Source organism: Aeromonas sp. 604282 (assembly GCF_049170575.1).
GTDB classification, from domain to species: Bacteria; Pseudomonadota; Gammaproteobacteria; order Enterobacterales; family Aeromonadaceae; genus Aeromonas; species Aeromonas veronii_A.
Genome location: NZ_JAAKMV010000003.1, coordinates 140,068 through 159,264, shown reverse-complemented (window position 1 = coordinate 159,264; position 19,197 = coordinate 140,068). Strand labels below are relative to the sequence as shown.

Here is a 19,197-nt window from a genome sequence, read left to right as displayed (position 1 = left end):
TCGTGTTATCACGAGTAATCACCATATTAGATGCAGCTTATGACTGCTTTAATGACCATAAAATAGCAATCAAAACGATGTTTTAACTAGATATTTGCAACCCGCACCGGGTTATCGCTCCCCAGATCGCCATCACAGGTGAAATCGTTTTCTTTTTAGACAGAGAACCTGAGTTAAATCAAATAAAGTTGCATATCATCTTTGGTATGGTGAGGTCATACCAAGCGGTCTTCTCTATCGCTTCCCTGCTGGCTCCGCCAGATGCAGCATTTTCTGCGCCTTGAAACCGAGTTATGACGCCATGCTCACCATCACCCTCGATGGAGTTCAGTTGACGGTTGACCCGACCCAGACCCTGCTCCAGATAGCAAAACAGCACCAGATCGATATCCCCTCCCTGTGCAGTGACAACACCAGCGCTCCCAAAACGCCGTGCGATCTCTGCGTGGTCGAGATTGCCGGTCTCGGCATCCGGCGCGCCTGCGAGACGCCCCCCGAGGCAGGAATGATGATCACGACCAAAAGTGATGCCCTGCGCGCACACCGCCAGCAGGCGCTCGGCCGCATCCTCTCGGACCACTACGCCGATTGCGAAGCCCCCTGCCAGCGCGCCTGTCCGGCCGGGGTAGACATTCAATCCTATCTGCATCACATCGCCATGGGGGATCACGAAGCGGCAATGGCCGTCATCAAGCAGACCCTGCCGATGCCCCTCTCCATTGGCCGGGTCTGCCCCGCATTCTGCGAGGCCGAGTGCCGCCGCGCGCTGGTGGATGAGCCGCTAGCCATTCGTCAACTCAAGCGCCATGCCGCCGATCTCGATCTGGCCGAGGTTGCTCCCTATCAACCGGCAAAGAAGCCCGCCAAGGGCAAGCGGGTGGCCATTATCGGCAGCGGCCCGGGCGGTCTCACCTGCGGCTATTATCTGGGTTACGAGGGGTTCGAGGTCGATCTGTTCGAGGCGATGCCCGAAGCGGGTGGCTGGCTGCGCTACGGCATCCCTGAATACCGGCTGCCCAAGGCGATCCTCGATCAGGAGATCGACCTGATGTGCCAAAGTGGCATGCGGATCCACACCCAGCAGCGACTGGGCCACCAAATCACCCTCTCGGAGCTGTGCCGCGACTATGATGCGGTCTGTCTGGCAGTCGGCGCTTCCAAGGCGGTGCCGATGGATTACCCGGGCAGCACCCTGGCCGGTTGTTATCTCGGGGTCGATTACCTCAAGAATCGGATGCTGGCCAAGCGGCTCACCACCGGCAAGAAAGTCGCGGTGATCGGCGGCGGCAATACCGCTATCGATTGCGCCCGCACGGCGGTACGCCTCGGCGCCGAAACCACCCTTATCTATCGCCGCACCCGTGCCGAGATGCCCGCCGAAGTCTACGAAATCGACGAGGCGGAGCATGAAGGGGTGCGCTTCATGATGCTGACCAATCCGGTGGAGAACCTGCCGGACAGCCGTGGTCGCGTCTGTCAGGTGCGCCTCGAGAAGATGGCCCTCGGCGAGCCGGATGCCTCCGGCCGTCGCCGCCCGGAGCCCACTGGCGAGTACCTCATTGAAGAGTTCGATACCGTGATTGCGGCAGTGTCACAGCAGCCGGATCTCAGCTTTATGGAAGGGGAGCCCCTCACCCTCCCCTTCACCCGCTGGCAGACGCTGGAGTCCCATCCCGAAACCATGCACAGCGGCCACGGCAACCTGTTCGCCATCGGCGATCTGCGCCGCGGGCCCGCCACCGCCATAGAGGCAGTCGCAGATGGGCGCAAGGCCGCGCTAACCATCGATCAGTTCCTCCACGGTGACATGATCGATCCGGTTCGTCCTTTCAACGCCTGCAAGGCCCCCACACTCAAGCAGGTCGATCCCGCTCAGTTTGCTCACCTGAAAAAAGTCGCCCGCACCATCATGCCCCATCTGGCAGAGAAGGATCGCGAGGGCAGCTTTGCCGAGGTGGAGCGTGGTTTGAGTGATGCCGATGCCCGCAGCGAAGCCAGCCGCTGCCTCGAGTGCGGCTGTCAGGCCAACACCGATTGCACACTGCGCGACTACGCCACCGAATACAGGGTCGAACAGAGCGCTCTCGATACCAGTCAATGCCAGAGGTTTGCAGTAGATAGCAGCAGCGAATTTATCGTGTTCGATGCCAACCGCTGCATCGGCTGCGGCCAGTGCGTGCAGACATGTGGTGAGCAGGCGGTACAAGGGGTGCTGCGCTTTGCCAAGAACAGCGATGGAACCCTCTCGAACCGGCCGCAGTTCGACACGGGACTCTCGATGGGCGACTCCCACTGCGTGCAGTGCGGCGCCTGCGTACAGGTCTGCCCCACCGGCGCCCTGGTGGATGCCCGCGACAAGTCACAGGGGCGCACCGAACTACTCACGCCGGTCAATACCATCTGCACCTACTGCGGGGTCGGCTGCGGCGTCACCCTCTATGTCGATGAGGCGCGCAACCGCATCCGCTATGTGGAGGGGAACCGCAACTCACCGGTCAACCAGGGGCTGCTCTGCGTCAAGGGACGTTTCGGCTTTGATTTTATCCAGAGCGAGGAGCGCCTCACTACCCCGCTCATTCGCAAGGATGGCGAGCTGGTGCCCGCCAGCTGGCAAGATGCCATTGAGCTGGTTGCAGAACGCTTCACCGCCCTGCGCCAACGTTATGGCAGCGATGCGCTGGCAGGTTTTTCGTCGGCCAAAACCACCAACGAAGAGAACTACCTGTTCCAGAAGTTCATGCGCCGGGAGCTGGGAACCAACAACGTGGATCACTGCGCGCGGCTCTGCCACGCCTCCACCGTCACCGGGCTGGAGGCGTCACTCGGCAGCGGCGCCATGACCAACGACATCCCGAGCATTGATCACTCGGATCTTATCTTCATCATCGGCTCCGACACATCGGCGGCCCACCCCATCATCGGCTCCCATATCAAGCAGGCCGTCACCACGGGCAAGGCGCGGCTGGTAGTGGCCGATCCGAAACGGATCGAGATGGCGGACCACGCCAGCCTCTACCTGGCCCACCGCCCCGGCACCGACGTGATGCTGCTCAACGGCCTGATGCAGCAGATCATTCAGAACAACTGGCACGACAAGGCCTATATCGCCGCACGAGTAGAAGGGTTCGAGGCGCTGCAAGCGGAGGTGCTCTCCCCGGCCTATGCACCGGACAAGGTAGCCCTCGTCACCGGCGTGCCGGCCGAGCAGGTGATCGAGCTCGCCCGCCTCATCGGCACCGCCGAACGCACCGCCATCTACTACTCGATGGGGATCACCCAGCACACTACCGGCCACGACAACGTGCGGGCCATCGCCAACCTGCAACTGCTGTGCGGCAACATCGGCATCGAAGGGGGCGGCATCAACCCGCTGCGGGGCCAGTCCAACGTGCAGGGGGCTTGTGACATGGGGGCGCTGCCCAACTGCCTGCCCGGCTATCAGAAGGTGACCGACCCAGAGGTGCATGCCCGCTTCGCCACCACCTGGAAGCAGCCAGACTTACCGCGCACGCCTGGTCTCACCCTCACCGAAACCATCGATGCCGCCTGTGCAGGCAGCATCAAGGGGCTCTATGTGATGGGTGAAAACCCGGTGCTGAGCGATCCGGACCAGCATCACGTCATTGAGGGGCTCAAGCAGCTGGAGTTTCTGGTGGTACAGGATATCTTCCTCTCCGAAACCGCCCAACTCGCCGATGTGGTGCTCCCCTCCAGCTCTTTTGCCGAGAAGAGCGGCCACTTCACCAATACCGAGCGGCGGGTACAGCGCATCTCCCCCGCCCTCAAGGCGCCGGGTGAAGCGCGGGAGGATTGGTGGATCATCCAGCAGATCGCCAACGCCATGGGTGGCGACTGGCGCTATCAACACCCACAGGAGATCACCGCCGAGATCTGCCGGGTCACCCCGCAATACGCCGGCATCCAGTGGGACAAGGTGGGAGCGCAAGGGCTGCAGTGGCCCTGCAACGACGCGGCGCCCGAAGGCACTCGCCTGCTCCACGGCAAGCAGTTCACCCGTGGCAAGGGGGAGATGGTCGCGACCCCGTTCCGCTATGCCGCCGAACTGCCAGACGAGACCTATCCCATCGTGCTCACTACCGGCCGCCTGCTGGAGCAGTTCCACACCGGCACCATGACCCGCAAGACCAGGGGGCTCGACAAGCTGGCTGGCCCGCGGGTGATGATGAGCGTGGCGGACGCCCAGCGGTTGGGGATCAGCAACAGTGAGCGGGTGAAGGTCACCAGCCGCCGCGGCCATATCGAGCTGCCCGCCTTCGTCACCAAACGGATGCAGCCAGGAGTGGTCTTTATCCCGTTCCACTTTGCCGAAGCACCGGCCAACCGGCTCACCATCAATGCCACCGACCCTCACGCCAAGATCCCCGAGTTCAAGGTGGCGGCGGTGCGCATCGACAAGCTGGAATCCCCGTCGCAAGCTGGAGAGCTATCCATGCAGAAGGAGCCAGCCAAGCCAGACATCGAGGTTGCCTGAGGGGAATAGCAAAACCTGAGTAGCCGCCTGCCGGGAGCTGACCCTTCCCCCTTGACTTTGCGAGAGCAAAAGAGGGGTATGAGAAGGGGCCACCAACCAAAAAGCACAAAGGGTTAGCTTCACTGCGAAGCTAACCCTTTGTTTTATATGGTGCCGATAAGGGGAATCGAACTCCTGACCTTCGCATTACGAATGCGCGGCTCTACCAACTGAGCTATACCGGCTTGTTGCCAGTCAGATTCATGAAAAATGGCTAGCGTGTCAATCGAGCCAACTTAATTTTATGAGTTGGCTCATGGTGTTAGCGCCCGATTTATAGATCGGCAAACTCGGGGATATGGGCGCGGCCACGGCTCTCGAGGAAATCGAGCAGCGCCCGGGGGGAGCGCACCAGGATCCGCTCCAGCGGGAAGCCCGCCTCGGTCACCAGCCGGTGGCAATGGTCAAAATCGCCGAGACTGAAAGCGACATGGGAATCGGAGCCGAAGGTGAGGTAGGCCCCCAGATCTCGCGCGGCTTCAACGATGGCGCGACAGTTGCCTTCGCTACCCGGGCGCGAGTGAATGAAGGAGGAGTTGTTGATCTCCAGCGCCACCCGATAGTCCGCAGCCGTCTTGACCACCGCCTGAATGTCGATGGGAAATGAGGGGTTGCCCGGGTGGCTGATCATATCGACCCGGCCGCTCTTGATGGCGTTGATCATCGCCTGGGTATGGGTTGCCTGATCGCAGGGAGGGAATACCTGCTCATGAAAACCCGCCATGATCATGTCGAGGCGCGACTCATAGCGCTCTGGGAAATCGATCTCCCCGTCGAGGTTTTTGATGTTGGCCTCGATACCCCGCAGGATCCCCACCCCTTCCACCACTCTTGGCAATATCGGCAAGTTGGCAAAATGCCAGACATGAGGGGCATCGGCCATCTCGGGGCCATGATCCGTGGTGGCGAACAGCTTGATCCCCTTGGCTCTGGCGATGGGCAGATAGTCGTGGATGGTGCTGTAGGCGTGGGTGCTGGCAATGGTGTGAGTGTGGGTATCGACCGGGTACTTCATCTTCTCTCCCCTCATATTTTGAAGTGGCAGCATAACAAAGTAGGGGGAATTGGGCCACGCCGGCACTTGCCACACTTTGTCACAAAATACCGAGGAACTGACATAGTCTGAGCGGGGCTGACTGGCATACTGGCTCCCGTCGATACATGCCTGAACTCGCATCGACAGTTTGTCATCAGGATGATGCAAACTCACTTTCCCCACCGTCGCTCCCCGCGGCGGTTTTTTTTACCTGTTTGCCACCACATCGCTGTCAACAGGGCAAAAAAATGCCCAACTAGCAAGAAGCAGGTTGGGCGAGACTTAATGTTTAATTGCAGTGGCATTGATATAGAGTCTCCTGCTGTGGAGTTAGTTCCAATCTTTTTGCCCCTTTTAACAAAAAACATTCCGCTAACACTCATTCACATTCTCTTGACACTTCACGTTATGAAACGTACTTTTTAAACATTCGTTTAAGTGAGGTGTCCTGTGAGTAAAATCGATACCAAAAACCGTATTCTCGACGCCGCTGAAGTGCTGTTTGCCGAGCGGGGATTCGCTGATACCTCTTTGCGTCTGATCACCAGCGAGGCCGATGTCAATCTGGCGTCGGTGAACTATCACTTCGGCTCCAAGAAGGAGCTGATCCAGGCGGTGCTCGACCGCTATCTGAGTCTGTTTATGCCTGATCTAGATGCCCGCCTGCGGATGCTGATGGAGCAAGAGCAGCTGACCCTGCTGCAACTGTTTGAAAGCTTTGTCGAACCGCTGATGAAGCTCTCGGCGGTGCGGGCCAATGGCCCGGCCATCTTCATGCAGCTGCTGGGGCGCGGCTATATCGATAGCCAGGGTCACCTGCGCCGCTTTATCACCGCCCACTATGGCCCCATTTTGCAGCGGATCACCCAGGCCATCTCCAAAGCCAACCCGGCCCTGTCGCCAGCGGATCTCTTCTGGCGCCTGCACTTCACCCTGGGCACCGTCGTCTTCACCATGGCCTCTGCCGATGCGCTGCGCGACATCGCCCTGGCCGATTTTGGCCAGCAGCTCGATGTCGAGGGGCTGGTTCGCAACGTCATTCCTTATCTGGCGTCCGGAGTCGGGGCGCCAGTGGAGTCGACCAGGCTCTCCCTGGCCGTGTAACAACCAACAATAAATCAACGGAAACAGTGAAATAGAAGGAACTTCGGTATGATCACATTGCTTATCCTGCTGGTGCTGGCGATTGCCGTTGTGCTCGGCGTCCCCTCACTGCGCAAACAGTGGGTAACCCGTCCTGTGTTCGGCATCTTCAAGAAGATATTGCCGCCCTTGTCGGCCACCGAGCGGGAGGCCATGGAAGCCGGCTCCGTCTGGTGGGATGGCGAGTTGTTTCGCGGCAACCCCGACTGGAAAAAGCTGCACGGCTACGGCAAGGCCGAGCTGACCGCCGAGGAGCAGGCCTTTATCGACAATCAGGTCGAAACCCTGCTCGCCATGGTTGATGACTTCAAGATCGTCAACGAGACCAAAGACCTGCCGGAGCCGGTCTGGGACTATCTGAAGAAGGAAGGCTTCTTCTCCCTGATCATCCCGAAATCCTATGGCGGCCGCGAGTTCTCGGCGATTGCCAACTCCACTATCGTCACCCGCATCGCCACCAAGAGCCTGAGCGTGGCGGTCACCGTCATGGTGCCCAACTCCCTCGGCCCGGGCGAGCTGCTGATGCACTATGGCACCCAGGCCCAGAAAGATTTCTGGCTGCCGGGGCTGGCCAGTGGCAAAGAGGTGCCCTGCTTCGCCCTGACCGGTCCGGAAGCGGGCTCCGATGCCGGCGCCATTCCTGACAAGGGGATCGTCTGCAAGGGGATGCACAAGGGTGAAGAGGTGCTGGGTATTCGCCTCAACTGGAACAAGCGCTACATCACCCTGGCGCCACGAGCCACCGTGCTGGGGCTGGCGTTCAAACTCTATGACCCGGAAAAGCTGCTGGGTGACAAGGAAGAGCTCGGTATCACCTGCGCGCTTATCCCCACCAGCCACCCAGGTGTGCGCGTTGGCGATCGCCACTACCCCATGGGTCTGGCGTTCATGAACGGCCCGACCTTCGGCAAGGATGTGTTCATTCCGCTCGACTGGATCATCGGCGGCCCGGATTACGCCGGTCGCGGCTGGCGTATGCTGGTGGAGTGCCTCTCCGCCGGTCGCGGCATCTCGCTGCCTGCTCTGGGCACCGCTTGCGGTCACATGGCGAGCCGCACCGTGGGCGCCTACTCCTATGTGCGCAAGCAGTTCGGCATGTCCATCGGCAAGTTTGAAGGTGTTCAAGAGGCGCTGGCCCGTATCGGCGGCCTCACCTATCAGCTCGAAGGGGCCCGTCGCATGACCGCCGGTTCCCTGGACCTGGGTCAGGCGCCGGCCATCGTCACTGCGATTTCCAAGTACCACATGACCGAGATGGCGCGCCAGATCATGGATGACTCCATGGACATCCACGCCGGTCGTGCCATCCAGCTGGGCCCGAAAAACTACACCGGCTACGCCTACATGGGGATTCCGGTCGCCATCACGGTGGAAGGGGCCAACATCCTGACCCGCAACCTGATGATCTTCGGGCAAGGGGCCACCCGCTGCCACCCGTACGTCTTTGCCGAGCTGGAAGCGGCGGCTGATACCGACGTGGAGCGCGGTCTCGAGAAGTTTGACACCCTGCTGATGAAACACATCGCCTTTGGCGCCGGCAACTTCTTCGGTTCCCTGTTCCAGGGGTTGACTCTGGGTCAATTCAACAGCGCGCCGGTGGCCGGCGAAACCGCCCGTTACTACAAGCAGTTGTCTCGCATGAGTAAAGGGCTGGCACTGTGCGCCGACGTCTCCATGCTGATGCTGGGTGGCGATCTCAAGCGCAAGGAGATGATCTCCGCCCGTCTGGGTGACGTGCTGAGCCACCTCTATCTGGCCTCCGCCACCCTCAAGCACTACGAGGATCAGGGCCGTATGGTCTCCGATCTGCCGTTCGTGCAGTACGCGGTGGAGCGCAACCTCTACCTGATTGGCAAGGCGTTCGAGGGCTTTTTCCAAAACTTCCCGAACAAGGTGGTGGGTGCCGTACTCAAGCGCGTGGTATTCCCGTTCGGTGTCGGTTACAAGATGCCGGCCGACGACCGCTGCCACGCCATCTGTCTGGCCATGATGAAGCCGAGCGAATTCCGCGACCGTCTGACGGCGCTGTGCTACGTCGGCAAGGACGAGACGGATCCGGTCGGCCTGATGGAGCGCGCCTTCCAGGCCATGGTCGCTGTGCAGCCCTACGAGAAGAAGCTGGTGCAGGCCCAGAAAGAGGGCAAACTGCCCCGCAAACTGGCGCTGCCGGAGTTGGTTGCCGCCGCGCTGGCCGGTTCCATCCTGAGCAAGGACGAAGCGGACAAGCTGCTGGCCGCCGATGCCCTGCGCTACGAAGCGATCCAGGTAGACAACTTCGCCCCGGGCGAGCTGGAAGGCTTCTCCCAGCAAGCAAACAAGCAGCCAAACAAGGTCGAGCACGCCGCCTGATCCCCTGGCAAACCAGTACCAAACCGGCCCTTGTGGCCGGTTTTTTGTTTGTTAACCATGCATTTACAAGCCGGGAGAATTCCAGTTAAATGCTTGAGTCCCTGTTGCAGGGGCTTTGGAAGCAAGGCCAGCGGAATGGCCGATAACAACAACTCAGGAAGAGTGAATGAACCTCGCCAAAACGGCGATCGAACGCCCCATCTGGGTGGCGGTCTCGATCGTGCTGATTTTCCTGCTGGGCCTGCTCAGCATCCGGGGACTGCCGATCCAGCTGTTCCCCGACATCGACCGTCCACACCTCAACATCTCGGTGAGCTGGCGTTCAGCCTCGCCGCAAGAGATGGAGTCGGAGATCACCGACCCCATCGAGCAGGAGATGCAGGGGGTGCAAGGGCTCAAGAGCCTTGTCAGCAAAAGCTATCCCGGCTTTACCGAAATCGACATGGAGTTTGCCCTCGGCACCGACATGCAACGGGCCCAACTCGATGTGATTTCGCGATTGAACCGGGTCTCGGGATTGCCGGACAAGATCGGCGGCCCCTACGTCAACAACTACAGCAGCAACGATACCCTCACCTTCTTCTTCATCCAGCAGTTGCCCGGTGCCAAAGGGGTGATCGATGATCATCAGGCGCTGATCGAGGCGCGGGTCAAACCCGAGCTGGAGCGCATCGAAGGGGTCTCGACAGTCGCAGTCGAGGGGATCAATGAGCGTCAGATCCAGATCCGCTTCGACCCCTACCGCGCCGCAGAGCTGGGGGTGGAGATCCCGGTGCTGGCCAGCCGGGCCACCACCGGCTGGGACGTGTCGGCCGGTACCCTCGACATCGGTCGCTGGGAGTACAAGCTGCGCTTCGCCGGTCGTTACGATGTCGAGTCGCTGGGGGACAAGGTGGTGGACTGGCGCGATGGCCTGCCCATCTATCTGCGGGATGTAGCAGAAGTAAGGGTGGCCCGGGAAGAGAACCCGGTGCTGCGGATCCAGAACGGCAATACCGCCATCGCCACCCAGATCTTCAAGGAGAGCGGTGCCAATGCCCTGGCCTCCCTTGAGGCGATCAAGGCCCGGGTGAACGAGCTTAACCGCGAGGTGCTGGAACCGGTCGGGCTGCACATGGAGCAGTCGTTCGATGCCTCCCTCTACATCAATCGCGCCATCAGCATGGTCACTGCCAACCTGGGGCTCGGGGTGCTGCTCTCCTGTGCCATCCTCTGGCTCTTCCTGCGCCGGCTCAAGGCGACCCTGATGATTGCCCTCGCCATCCCCATCAGCATCATGCTCACCTTCTGTCTGCTCAAGGTGATGGATCGCACCCTCAATATCATCTCGCTGGCGGGCATCGCCTTTGCCGTCGGCATGGTGCTCGACGCCGCCATCGTGGTGCTGGAGAGCATCTACCGGCGCCACGAGCGGGGGGATTTGAGCAAGGCAGAGGCGGCGCTCGAAGGTACCCGTCAGGTGTGGACGGCGCTGGTCGCCTCCACCCTCACCACGGTCGCCATCTTCCTGCCGGTGCTGCTGCTCAACGATGTGGAGGGTCAGCTGTTTGCCGATCTGGCGCTCACCATCGCCTGCGCCGTGACGGTCTCCATGCTGGTCGCCGTCATCGTGCTGCCTGCGGTGGCTGCGCGCTGGATGGGACATGAAACACTGACCGATCCCTATGAGTCGCTGTGGCAGCGCACCACTCGTCATGTGATCCGCTGGACCTCGACCTCACGCCAGCGCTGGACGGTCATCACCCTGATGATGAGCCTGCCGGCCTTGGCCACCTGGGCGCTGCTGCCGAAGATGGACTATCTGCCGGACGTGAAACGGGACGCGGTGGATGTCTGGATGAACTTCACCCCCGGGGTCAACCTCAAGGCCCAGCGCGAAGAGGTGATCGATACCCTGATAGCCCGCCTCGCCCCCTACATGAAGGGGGAGAAAGAGCCTGCCCTCAAGAACTACTACATCTTGCGCTACCCGGGGGGCGCCCAGATTGGCGTGCGACCCAAGGACGAGACCCGCATCAAGGAGCTGGAGAGCCTGTTGATGAAACAGCTGCTGGTGGGTATTCCCGACACCCGGGTGTTCGGCGGTCAGGGGTCGCTGTTTGGCGGCTTTGACAGCGAGAACGGCGTCTCCCTGCTGCTGCAGGGAGGCAACCTGCCCGAGCTCTATCTGGCGGCCCGAGCCAGCATGGGGATCCTCAGCAAGGACCTGCCGGGAGTACAGATCCGGCCCGAACCGAGTCTCGACTTCACCGCCCCCGAGCTCAAACTGGTGCCGCAAGATCGGCGTCTCGCCGAAGTGGGTTGGGATCGCACGCCCCTGCCCACCATCATCCAGACCTTTGGCGACGGCTTGCGGGTTGGCGAGTATTTCGACGGCGAGGATCGGCTCGACATCATGCTGATGGGGCAGAGCTCCGCCAATCCGGACGAACTGAAGGCAGTGCCGCTGGCCACCCCCTCCGGGCGCATCGTCCCCCTTGGCGAGCTGCTGCGGGTGGAGCACGACATGGGCCCGGCCAGTATCTTCCGGGCCGATGGGCGTCGCAGCATCATCCTGCAGATAGCGCCCCCGGCGGGCATGACCATGGAGCAGGTGATCGATACCCTGAAAAACCGCAGTTTTGCCGCCATCCGCCCCCTGCTGCCCGCCGGTGGCGAGCTGCGCATTGCCGGCAATGCCGACAGCCTGCAACAGGCACTCGACAATCTGGGGACCATCTTCCTGTTCGCCGTGGTGATCCTGCTGGTGCTGCTGTGGGGAGTGTTTGCCTCCCTCAAGGATGCCCTGCTGGTGCTGCTCACCCTGCCCCTTGCCTCGGTTGGCGGCGTGCTGGCGCTGCAACTGAGCGGGCTGCTGGTGCCGCTGCCGATGGACCTGCTCACCATCATCGGCTTTGTCATCCTGCTGGGACTGGTGGTCAACAACGCCATCCTGCTGGTGCATCAGACCCGCACCGCCGAACGGGACGGTATGAGCCGTCAGCTGGCGGTAGCTGATGCCTTGCAAAGCCGGATGCGCCCCATCGCCATGACCAGCCTCACCAGCATCTTCGGCATGCTGCCGCTGATGCTGAGCCCGAGCGAGGGGAGCGAAATTTACCGCGGGCTCGCCACCGTCATTGTTGGCGGCATGAGTTGCAGCACCCTGTTTACCCTGATCCTGTTGCCTGCCTTCCTGCGTCTCGGGGAGCAGGTGGCGATCCCACAACCCCTGCGCCAGCGGGCCTGAGCAAGGAGCTCATCAATGACACATATGATTACCCGAATGTTGGCTGGCGCTGCACTGATTGCAGGCAGTGCGCTACCGGTATTGGCCGATCAGGGCAAGATGGTGACCCTGGCGGATGTGACCCGAGGGGATGCGGCCGCCAATATCTGGGTCAGCGGCACGGTGGCGAGTCGCCAGCAAGCTGCGCTCAGTGCCGAAGTGAGCGGCCGGGTGGAGTGGATCGCCGAATTTGGCAGCCGGGTCAAAAAAGGGGACGAGCTGCTGCGCCTCGACAGCGCAGCGCTGCGCCTCTCGCTGGAGCAGGCCTGCGCCGAGCAGGCGAAATGGCAGAGCAACTTGCGCTTCGCTCGCGCCGAATCCCAACGGATCACCCGACTGCACCAGCAAAAGAGCGCCTCCCAGAGCCAGTACGACAAGGCCAGCTACGATGTGGAGCAGGCCGCGCTGGCCGAGCGACTGGCCGCCATACAGGTAAACCAGATTGAAGAACAGCTGCGCCGCAGCCACATCTATGCCCCGTTCGACGGAGTGGTGAACAACCACTTCATCCAGCCCGGCGAGCATGTGGACGCGGGCGAGCAGGCGCTGGAACTGGTCAATCCGGATCAGCCGGATATCCGCCTGCAAGCCCCCATTCTCTGGGCCCAGCAGCTGGCGCCGCAAACCCGGCTACGGGTGGAGGGGGAGCAGCTGAGCGGTCACGGCGTCTATTACCAGCGAGCCGCCAGCGCCGATCCCAAGTCGCGCCTCATCGAGTTGCGCCTCAAACCGGAAGCGGGCACCTTTATCATCGGCTCGCCGGTACGGGTTGCCTTGCCACTGGGGGATCAGCAGAGCATGCTGCTGCCCCGGGACGCTCTGGTGCTCGGCACCGATGGCAGCGTGGTCTATCAGGTGGCGCGAAGCGGCAAGGCGCTCAAGGTGAATCGGGTGCCGGTCACCGTGCTGTTTGGCGACAGCCAGCAAGTTGCGGTGAGCGGCGCCCTCAAGCAGGGGGATCGGGTGGTGGTGCGTGGCGCAGGCAGCCTGCAGGATGGCGACACCATAGCGCTGTTCAAGGGCTAACCAGGCCCGACGCAAGCTGGCCAATCTTTGCCCGCTTGACCCGGGACATACAGCCAAACGGGCCACAGTTTGCTATCTTGGCGGCCATCACTCGCGTTTAGAGCAATCAACACCCATGAGCATTATTTTGGGCATCGATCCGGGTTCGCGGATCACCGGATACGGGGTTATCCGGGTCGTGGGCGGCAAGGCCGAATACTTGGGCTCTGGCTGCATCCGCACCGATTGCGGCGAGCTGCCGGAGCGCCTCAAGCAGGTCTATGACGGGGTATGCGAGATCATCACCCAGTTCAAACCCACCGAATTTGCCATCGAGCGGGTCTTTATGGCCCGCAACGCCGACTCGGCCCTGAAACTGGGACAGGCCCGGGGCAGCGCCATCGTCGCCGCGGTCAACGCCTATCTGCCGGTGAGCGAATACTCTGCCACCCAGATCAAGCAGGCAGTGGTGGGCACCGGTGGCGCCGCCAAGGAGCAGGTGCAGCATATGGTGACCCATCTGCTGAAACTCTCCGCCACCCCGCAGGCGGATGCAGCAGATGCCCTCGGCGTCGCGCTCTGCCACCTGCACACCCGCCAGAGCCTGATCAAGATGGCCGGCCGCGCCAGCAGCTCGGTACGTGGCCGCTATCGCTGAGCCCCTGCCCACCCAGACGACTCGTCTCGGTATCACCAAATAAAAAACCGCCCCGGACCTCCGGGGCGGTTTTGCTTGGCCGTTTTGTTTGGCTACCTAGCGAGCCGAGACGGTGATGCTGGCGAGATCGATCAGATTGACCGCCCCCTTTTGACCGCCTGCATCGTTGTAGGTGTCGTTCGCCTTCAGGTAACTCATGTTGTAAAAATCGCTCACCCGAATGTCATACTCTCCGGCGGGCAGATCCACCACGAACGGCGTCGAGTCACGCAACGGTTTGAGGTCGCCCTCTTTCATCACATGGGGCATCTGCACCATGCCGCTGGCGACAACCTTGCCACCACTAAGCACCGAGATCCGTTTCACCCCGTTGGTCACCCCCAGATTGATGGCATGCTGGGCATTGCTGTATTGCAAACGAATAGTACGCTTGCCATCCAGCTTGACCCCCTGCACCAGCAGGCTGTCGTCGGGGCGGCCCCAATCCTTGAGGTAAGGGACGGGAATGGCCCCATCGGCGGCGCTCACGCTGCCGGTATGGGAGACGTTGGCCCCATCGATGGCGATATGTTGCAGCGCAGGCTGATAGCAAACCGGTTTGGCATGATGGGAGCGGTTGCCGGACTCCGGATAGACCGCCTCGGCACTGTAGCAATAGGCCTGGCCCGGCTGTAACACCATGTCGTCGACCCAGTTGGTCGCACGATCCAGCCCGGAGGCCACCTGCTTGCCATCCCGATAAATGTTGTAGCTGAGCGCCCCCTTGTTGACACTATCCTGCAGGGCAACAACCAGCTTGCCACTCTGCTCGCTAACCCCGAGCAGGGTCGGCTCGGTCGGTGCAAACACCTGCCGGTTCTCGACATCCAGCGGCGCCACATCCTTGATCAGGCGGATATCCTGATCATCAGCCACGGCGGCACCGAGCGTCACCTCAATCCGGTTGCCAGGGGCCAGCATATTTTCACTTATCTGCTCCCCCACCGGAACGCCATTGAGCGTCACGCTCTGCACCGGATAGTAACTGCCCTCCCCGCCCAGCTCCGGCAGTTGCAGCACTATGTCAATCTGCTTGCCACGATAGTTCAATCCCTTGAGTGCAGCCTCGGGCTTGGCCCCCATCAGCTTGTGCAAGTGAGCGGTGACAAACGGCTTGATCCGGATCCCCCCCTCTTCCACCTTGTAGCCGAAGGTGGTGTCGGTCACCATGCCAAGGTAGCCCCCGACAGACCAGAGCTGGCGCTGGGAGTTGATCACCGGTCCCGTCAAATCGGGATGGGTCAGATCCATCAGGGAGGGCTGGCCGGAGAGCCACTCGAGGTTCTCCATGTTGGAGAGGTTCAGCGCGGCACCGCGCATCAGGGAGTCGATATGGTGATCGACCACGGCAACGTTCTGCACCATGGCCGCCGCCTTCAGCCCGTAGGCGGAGACAAAGGGCCAGATGGCGCGGTTATGGTAAACCGGCATATCGGGTTGCTGCGGGAAGTAGACCGGCGCGCCATAAGGGCCCATGGGATAGCGACTGATGATCTCTTTGGCCTGCGCCTCATCGGCAACACCGGCCAGAATGGCGAGGGATTCCCCCAGCAGATCGAACTTGTAGGCCGGGCTCTGATCGGTACTGGTGTTGATCAGGCTGGCATACATCTTCTCGTCCGCCAGCCAGAAAGCGCGATTAATCGCCAGTTTCAGATCCCCCGCCCACTGGTTATAGCGGATCGCCAGCTCATCGTGCCCCAGCTCGCCCGCCACCCGCGCGGCCAGCAGCAACCCCTGATAGTGGGTCACGTTGGTGGAGAGAGATTTGCTCATGCCGATGTGGGCGATATCGGCGGTGATCCACTTGGCATAGGTCTGGTCGCGCCAATCGAGGAAGGATTGCTCGCCGACATAGAGACCATCTGCGCTATCGAAGGCGGCCAGACGATCACTCTCTATGGTGTTGCTCAGTCCTTCAAACACCTCGGGCAAGAACGCACTGCGCTCGGCATCAGGCAGGGCGGCCAGCACCCGCTCGGCCCCCAGGGCCCAGCTCATGCGGTCGGTACTGATGGGCCAGCTGCCCCCGGTACCGGTATCCTGGATGATCTGGCGTCCTTGCGGGATCAAGCTGTCCAGATCGCTTGTCAGCTCGGCTCTGAAATCAGAGAGCTTGAAGCGCAGGGAGTTGCGCGCACGCATGGGATCAAGCGCCCCCAGCCCCAGATCGGTGGCGTAGGAGAGATCCCGCGTCCAGACGTAATGCCACTTGGCGCCGGTTTCAAAACAGTCGCACGGGATCGCCTGCCCCCCGTTGTAACTGCCATCTTTGACCTGAGCCACGCTGTTCTGGCGCATCTCGTGAGCGGCCAGAGCAAACAGGGCATCAAATACCATATTGCCGGAGCGCAGGCGGGGCAGATCGGACTGCTCCTGATAGGTGGTAAAGTTCTCGCCCGGATCACGCAACTCCTGAGTGGTCGACTGCGCATAGCTGCGATACTCATCACTGGCCTGCTTGACCGAGAAGGTGGCCGTTGCCGTCACCCCGGGTTTATAGGTCTCATACTCGCGCTTCTCGATCAGCTCATGCCCTTCATGGGGATTGATCATGCCAAGGTCTCCCTCTCCGGCGACGCTAACCTGCAACAGGGGGGCATTCTCATCCTGGCTGGCATCCAGCAGGAACTTGTAATACCCCTCCTGCTCTACCCGCACTGTTGCCAGCTGGCACTGAGCATCGCAGCGCTGCATCTTGACCAGGTTGTTCAATGAAATGGCACCATTGAGCCCAAACCCGATCCCCTCCTGCGCGGAGGCAATCTTTATCTTGTGCTCACCCGTCGTCAGCTTGGCCACCATCACATACTGCTTGTCCCCCTGATAGATCATCTGCAGCACGGGCGCCAGATTGCCATCAATCCCTTTCAGGTAGAGACTCTCGCTGTAATTGGGATCATCACGCACCATGGAGAACTCGATGGCCGGAGCAGCCAGATCGTCATTGGTCACCTTGACCTGAATGTCGAGCAGCCCCTTTTCCGTCACCACCAGACGGTTGTTCTGCCCGTTGTTCTGGTAGTACATGGGGTAGACCTGACCGGGGAAGATGCTGGTCTCCTTGCGGGAGTCCGCAGAAAAATCGGGATATTTGGTCCACTCGGGGCCGGCCACTTTGAAGGGGGACATTCCAGAGTTCATCTTAAGGTTGTCCAGACGATAGACGCCCTCCTTGAAGGTCAGTTTGAACTTCTCCTCACGACCCCAGCCGCTGAATTCACCGACCAGATAGAGATCAAAATTCCAAGGCTCTTTCACCTCGGGCTTGACCCCGTTATCGTTACCGCTGGATGCGCTGTCGTTACAACCGGACAAAAGAACCCCGCCGCAGCATAACGCCACGGATAAAGCCAATGGACGAATTTTCATATATTCCCTTCGTTACTTTTTTGTTTTGTTATTGATACAGCATTGAGTAAAACTGTTTTTGTCAGTTTACGTGATCAGCATTCGCCAGAAAAATAGACCATGTCACCATCGACATAGATAACATCTATAACCAGATGAAATTACGTGATCCCCAGCACCAAACCGGCTATCAGGCGGTAAAAATGAATTGAAAACAACGTGAAGGGAGCCACATAAAATAGCCTGTCAGCGAAGAGGATTATTTGACAGCCCATGGTGATTACACTAGCTTGGCGCACCACCCGCCCATGACCGGACGCCATATTCGTGGACAAGCATCTAAGACAATTTATTGCAGTAGCCACCCACAAAAATGTCAGTCTGGCCGCCAGGCAAATGGGACTCAGCCAGCCGACGCTGACACACAACATGAAAAAACTTGAGGAGAGTCTGGGCACGACCTTGCTGGTCAGACATGCCAGCGGCGTGACGCTCACCGCCGCCGGAGAGCTGCTGCTGGAGCAGGCGCGCGTAATGCAGCGGATCTACGATGATACCCTCAGGCAACTGGCCAGCCTGCACGAGCGAGCCGCGCGGCCACTAAACGTGGGCACCGGACATGCGTGGTGGCAACCGGTATTGCAACCTGTCACCGCCCGTTATCAGCAAGCCAATCCATCCTGCGCCATCAACATTGAAGTCGGCAACCATCTGCGCCTGCTCGATCTGCTGCTCGGCAATCATATCGATCTGTTTCTCGGACATGAGATTCACGGGCTGGCCAAAAATTACAGCCTGATATTTATTCCGCTTTTTATTTCTCACGATGGGGTATTTGTCAGAGCGGGTCATCCCCTCACAGGGAAAATATGCAGCAAGCAGGATCTGGTTGATTATCCCAGCCTGCTGGTGACCCCGGATGAGGATAAATATCTTCATCTGGTCGAGGACTTGGCGCGCAAAAAACAGGATCGCGCCGCCATGAAACTGAATGATAAAATCATTTATAGCAGCAACTCCTTGCTCACTAGCATTGATATTATCAATAGCAGCAATGCTGTCATGCCATATCCAGTGAGCATGGCCAGTTATTTTTCCAGATTCGGCATCGGCACGCTGCAAATGAGCGAAGAGTACAACAAGGGGACGATCGGAATTTATATTCCCCGCGAGAAGATTGATGATCCTCACATTCAGATGTTGTGTCAGGACATTCAGGCTCAGGTCGCTTGCAATAGCCCCTTAATTGCCACCTTCTGAACCCGCGGCAACCGGGCTGGATGAATCAACAGCTCATCCAGCCAGATGTACCAATCCTTACACCAGCTCCCCCAGCGCACCGATCAGAGCGTCGAGCCCCTGGTCAACCTTCGAGCGCGGGCAGCCGACGTTGAGGCGGATATAGCCTGTGCCTTCCGGGCCGTAGGTGTCGCCGCGCATGATGGCGACCCGGTATTTATCCACCAGCAAGGTTTGCAACGCATCCATCCGCTCGGTCGTGTCGATGCCAAGGCCGCGCAGGTCAATCCAGGCGAGATAGGTTCCCTCGGGCACCCGATAGTCGATGGCGGGGAAAGCCGCGTTGAGCCGCTGCAGATAGGCGGCCCGTGGAATCGGTCGTCAGACGGCAAGGCGGCTGCTGACCCAGATGCAGCAACCCGAGCTCGCCCCACCCGCCATATCATCACCACTCACCAGCAAACCGCAAAAGCGGGCATCGACCAGAGGCACACGACTGCGGCGCGCGGGCAAATAACAAAGAGGGGGCGCAAAATGTGAGCCTGCTCACTGCGCTGGCAAGGAGAGATTGAGAGCCA

General features: G+C 60.3%; 9 protein-coding genes, 1 tRNA gene and 1 pseudogene. 7 read left to right on the top strand and 4 right to left on the bottom strand.

Going from position 1 to position 19,197, the window contains the following annotated elements; genetic code table 11:
- Positions 1-280 precede the first annotated feature (280 nt).
- A complete protein-coding gene (gene fdhF, locus G5367_RS06085) occupies positions 281-4,492 on the top strand; it encodes a formate dehydrogenase subunit alpha (protein WP_421293972.1) in 4,212 nt (1,403 codons plus the stop codon).
- Positions 4,493-4,640: 148 nt separating this feature from the next.
- Here fdhF and G5367_RS06080 read toward each other — a convergent pair.
- Positions 4,641-4,716: transfer RNA gene (locus G5367_RS06080), tRNA-Thr, on the bottom strand.
- An 89-nt stretch (positions 4,717-4,805) separates the two neighbouring features.
- Complete coding sequence (locus tag G5367_RS06075) at positions 4,806-5,546, bottom strand: phosphatase (protein ID WP_421244116.1); 741 nt, start codon at positions 5,544-5,546, stop codon at positions 4,806-4,808.
- 471 nt (positions 5,547-6,017) lie between these two features.
- Here G5367_RS06075 and G5367_RS06070 point away from each other — a divergent pair, with 471 nt between their 5' ends.
- From G5367_RS06070 to ruvC, 5 genes are all read left to right on the top strand, one after another.
- Positions 6,018-6,671 carry a TetR/AcrR family transcriptional regulator gene (locus G5367_RS06070; RefSeq protein WP_421244117.1) on the top strand — a complete coding sequence of 218 codons (654 nt, stop codon included), beginning with the start codon at positions 6,018-6,020 and terminating at the stop codon, positions 6,669-6,671.
- Positions 6,672-6,719: 48 nt separating this feature from the next.
- Positions 6,720-9,059 (top strand): acyl-CoA dehydrogenase, encoded by a 2,340-nt coding sequence (locus G5367_RS06065; RefSeq protein ID WP_421244118.1) that lies wholly within the window; start codon positions 6,720-6,722, stop codon positions 9,057-9,059.
- Positions 9,060-9,225: 166 nt separating this feature from the next.
- A complete protein-coding gene (locus G5367_RS06060) occupies positions 9,226-12,288 on the top strand; it encodes an efflux RND transporter permease subunit (protein ID WP_421244119.1) in 3,063 nt (1,020 codons plus the stop codon).
- 15 nt (positions 12,289-12,303) lie between these two features.
- A complete protein-coding gene (locus G5367_RS06055) occupies positions 12,304-13,353 on the top strand; it encodes an efflux RND transporter periplasmic adaptor subunit (protein WP_421244120.1) in 1,050 nt (349 codons plus the stop codon).
- A 115-nt stretch (positions 13,354-13,468) separates the two neighbouring features.
- Entirely contained in the window at positions 13,469-13,990 is a 522-nt protein-coding gene (gene ruvC / locus G5367_RS06050) for a crossover junction endodeoxyribonuclease RuvC (RefSeq protein ID WP_005334512.1), read from the top strand.
- A 96-nt stretch (positions 13,991-14,086) separates the two neighbouring features.
- Here ruvC and G5367_RS06045 read toward each other — a convergent pair whose 3' ends face one another.
- A complete protein-coding gene (locus G5367_RS06045; RefSeq protein ID WP_421294010.1) occupies positions 14,087-17,188 on the bottom strand; it encodes a hypothetical protein in 3,102 nt (1,033 codons plus the stop codon).
- Positions 17,189-17,707: 519 nt separating this feature from the next.
- Between G5367_RS06045 and G5367_RS06040 the strand changes: the two genes are divergently transcribed.
- Positions 17,708-18,640, top strand: a complete 933-nt coding sequence (locus G5367_RS06040) for a LysR family transcriptional regulator (protein WP_421244121.1) — start codon at positions 17,708-17,710, stop codon at positions 18,638-18,640.
- Between the two features lie 57 nt (positions 18,641-18,697).
- Here the strand turns inward: G5367_RS06040 and G5367_RS06035 are convergent.
- Positions 18,698-18,970: pseudogene (locus G5367_RS06035) on the bottom strand (transcriptional regulator); the annotation flags it as partial.
- Positions 18,971-19,197 lie beyond the last annotated feature (227 nt).

Bases quoted from the DNA above. Each gene is read 5' to 3' on its own strand.
- ruvC (WP_005334512.1), top strand. From the start codon at position 13,469: ATGAGCATTATTTTGGGCATCGATCCGGGTTCGCGGATCACCGGATAC.
- G5367_RS06060 (WP_421244119.1), top strand. From the start codon at position 9,226: ATGAACCTCGCCAAAACGGCGATCGAACGCCCCATCTGGGTGGCGGTC.
- G5367_RS06065 (WP_421244118.1), top strand. From the start codon at position 6,720: ATGATCACATTGCTTATCCTGCTGGTGCTGGCGATTGCCGTTGTGCTC.
- G5367_RS06055 (WP_421244120.1), top strand. From the start codon at position 12,304: ATGACACATATGATTACCCGAATGTTGGCTGGCGCTGCACTGATTGCA.
- G5367_RS06075 (WP_421244116.1), bottom strand. From the start codon at position 5,546: ATGAAGTACCCGGTCGATACCCACACTCACACCATTGCCAGCACCCAC.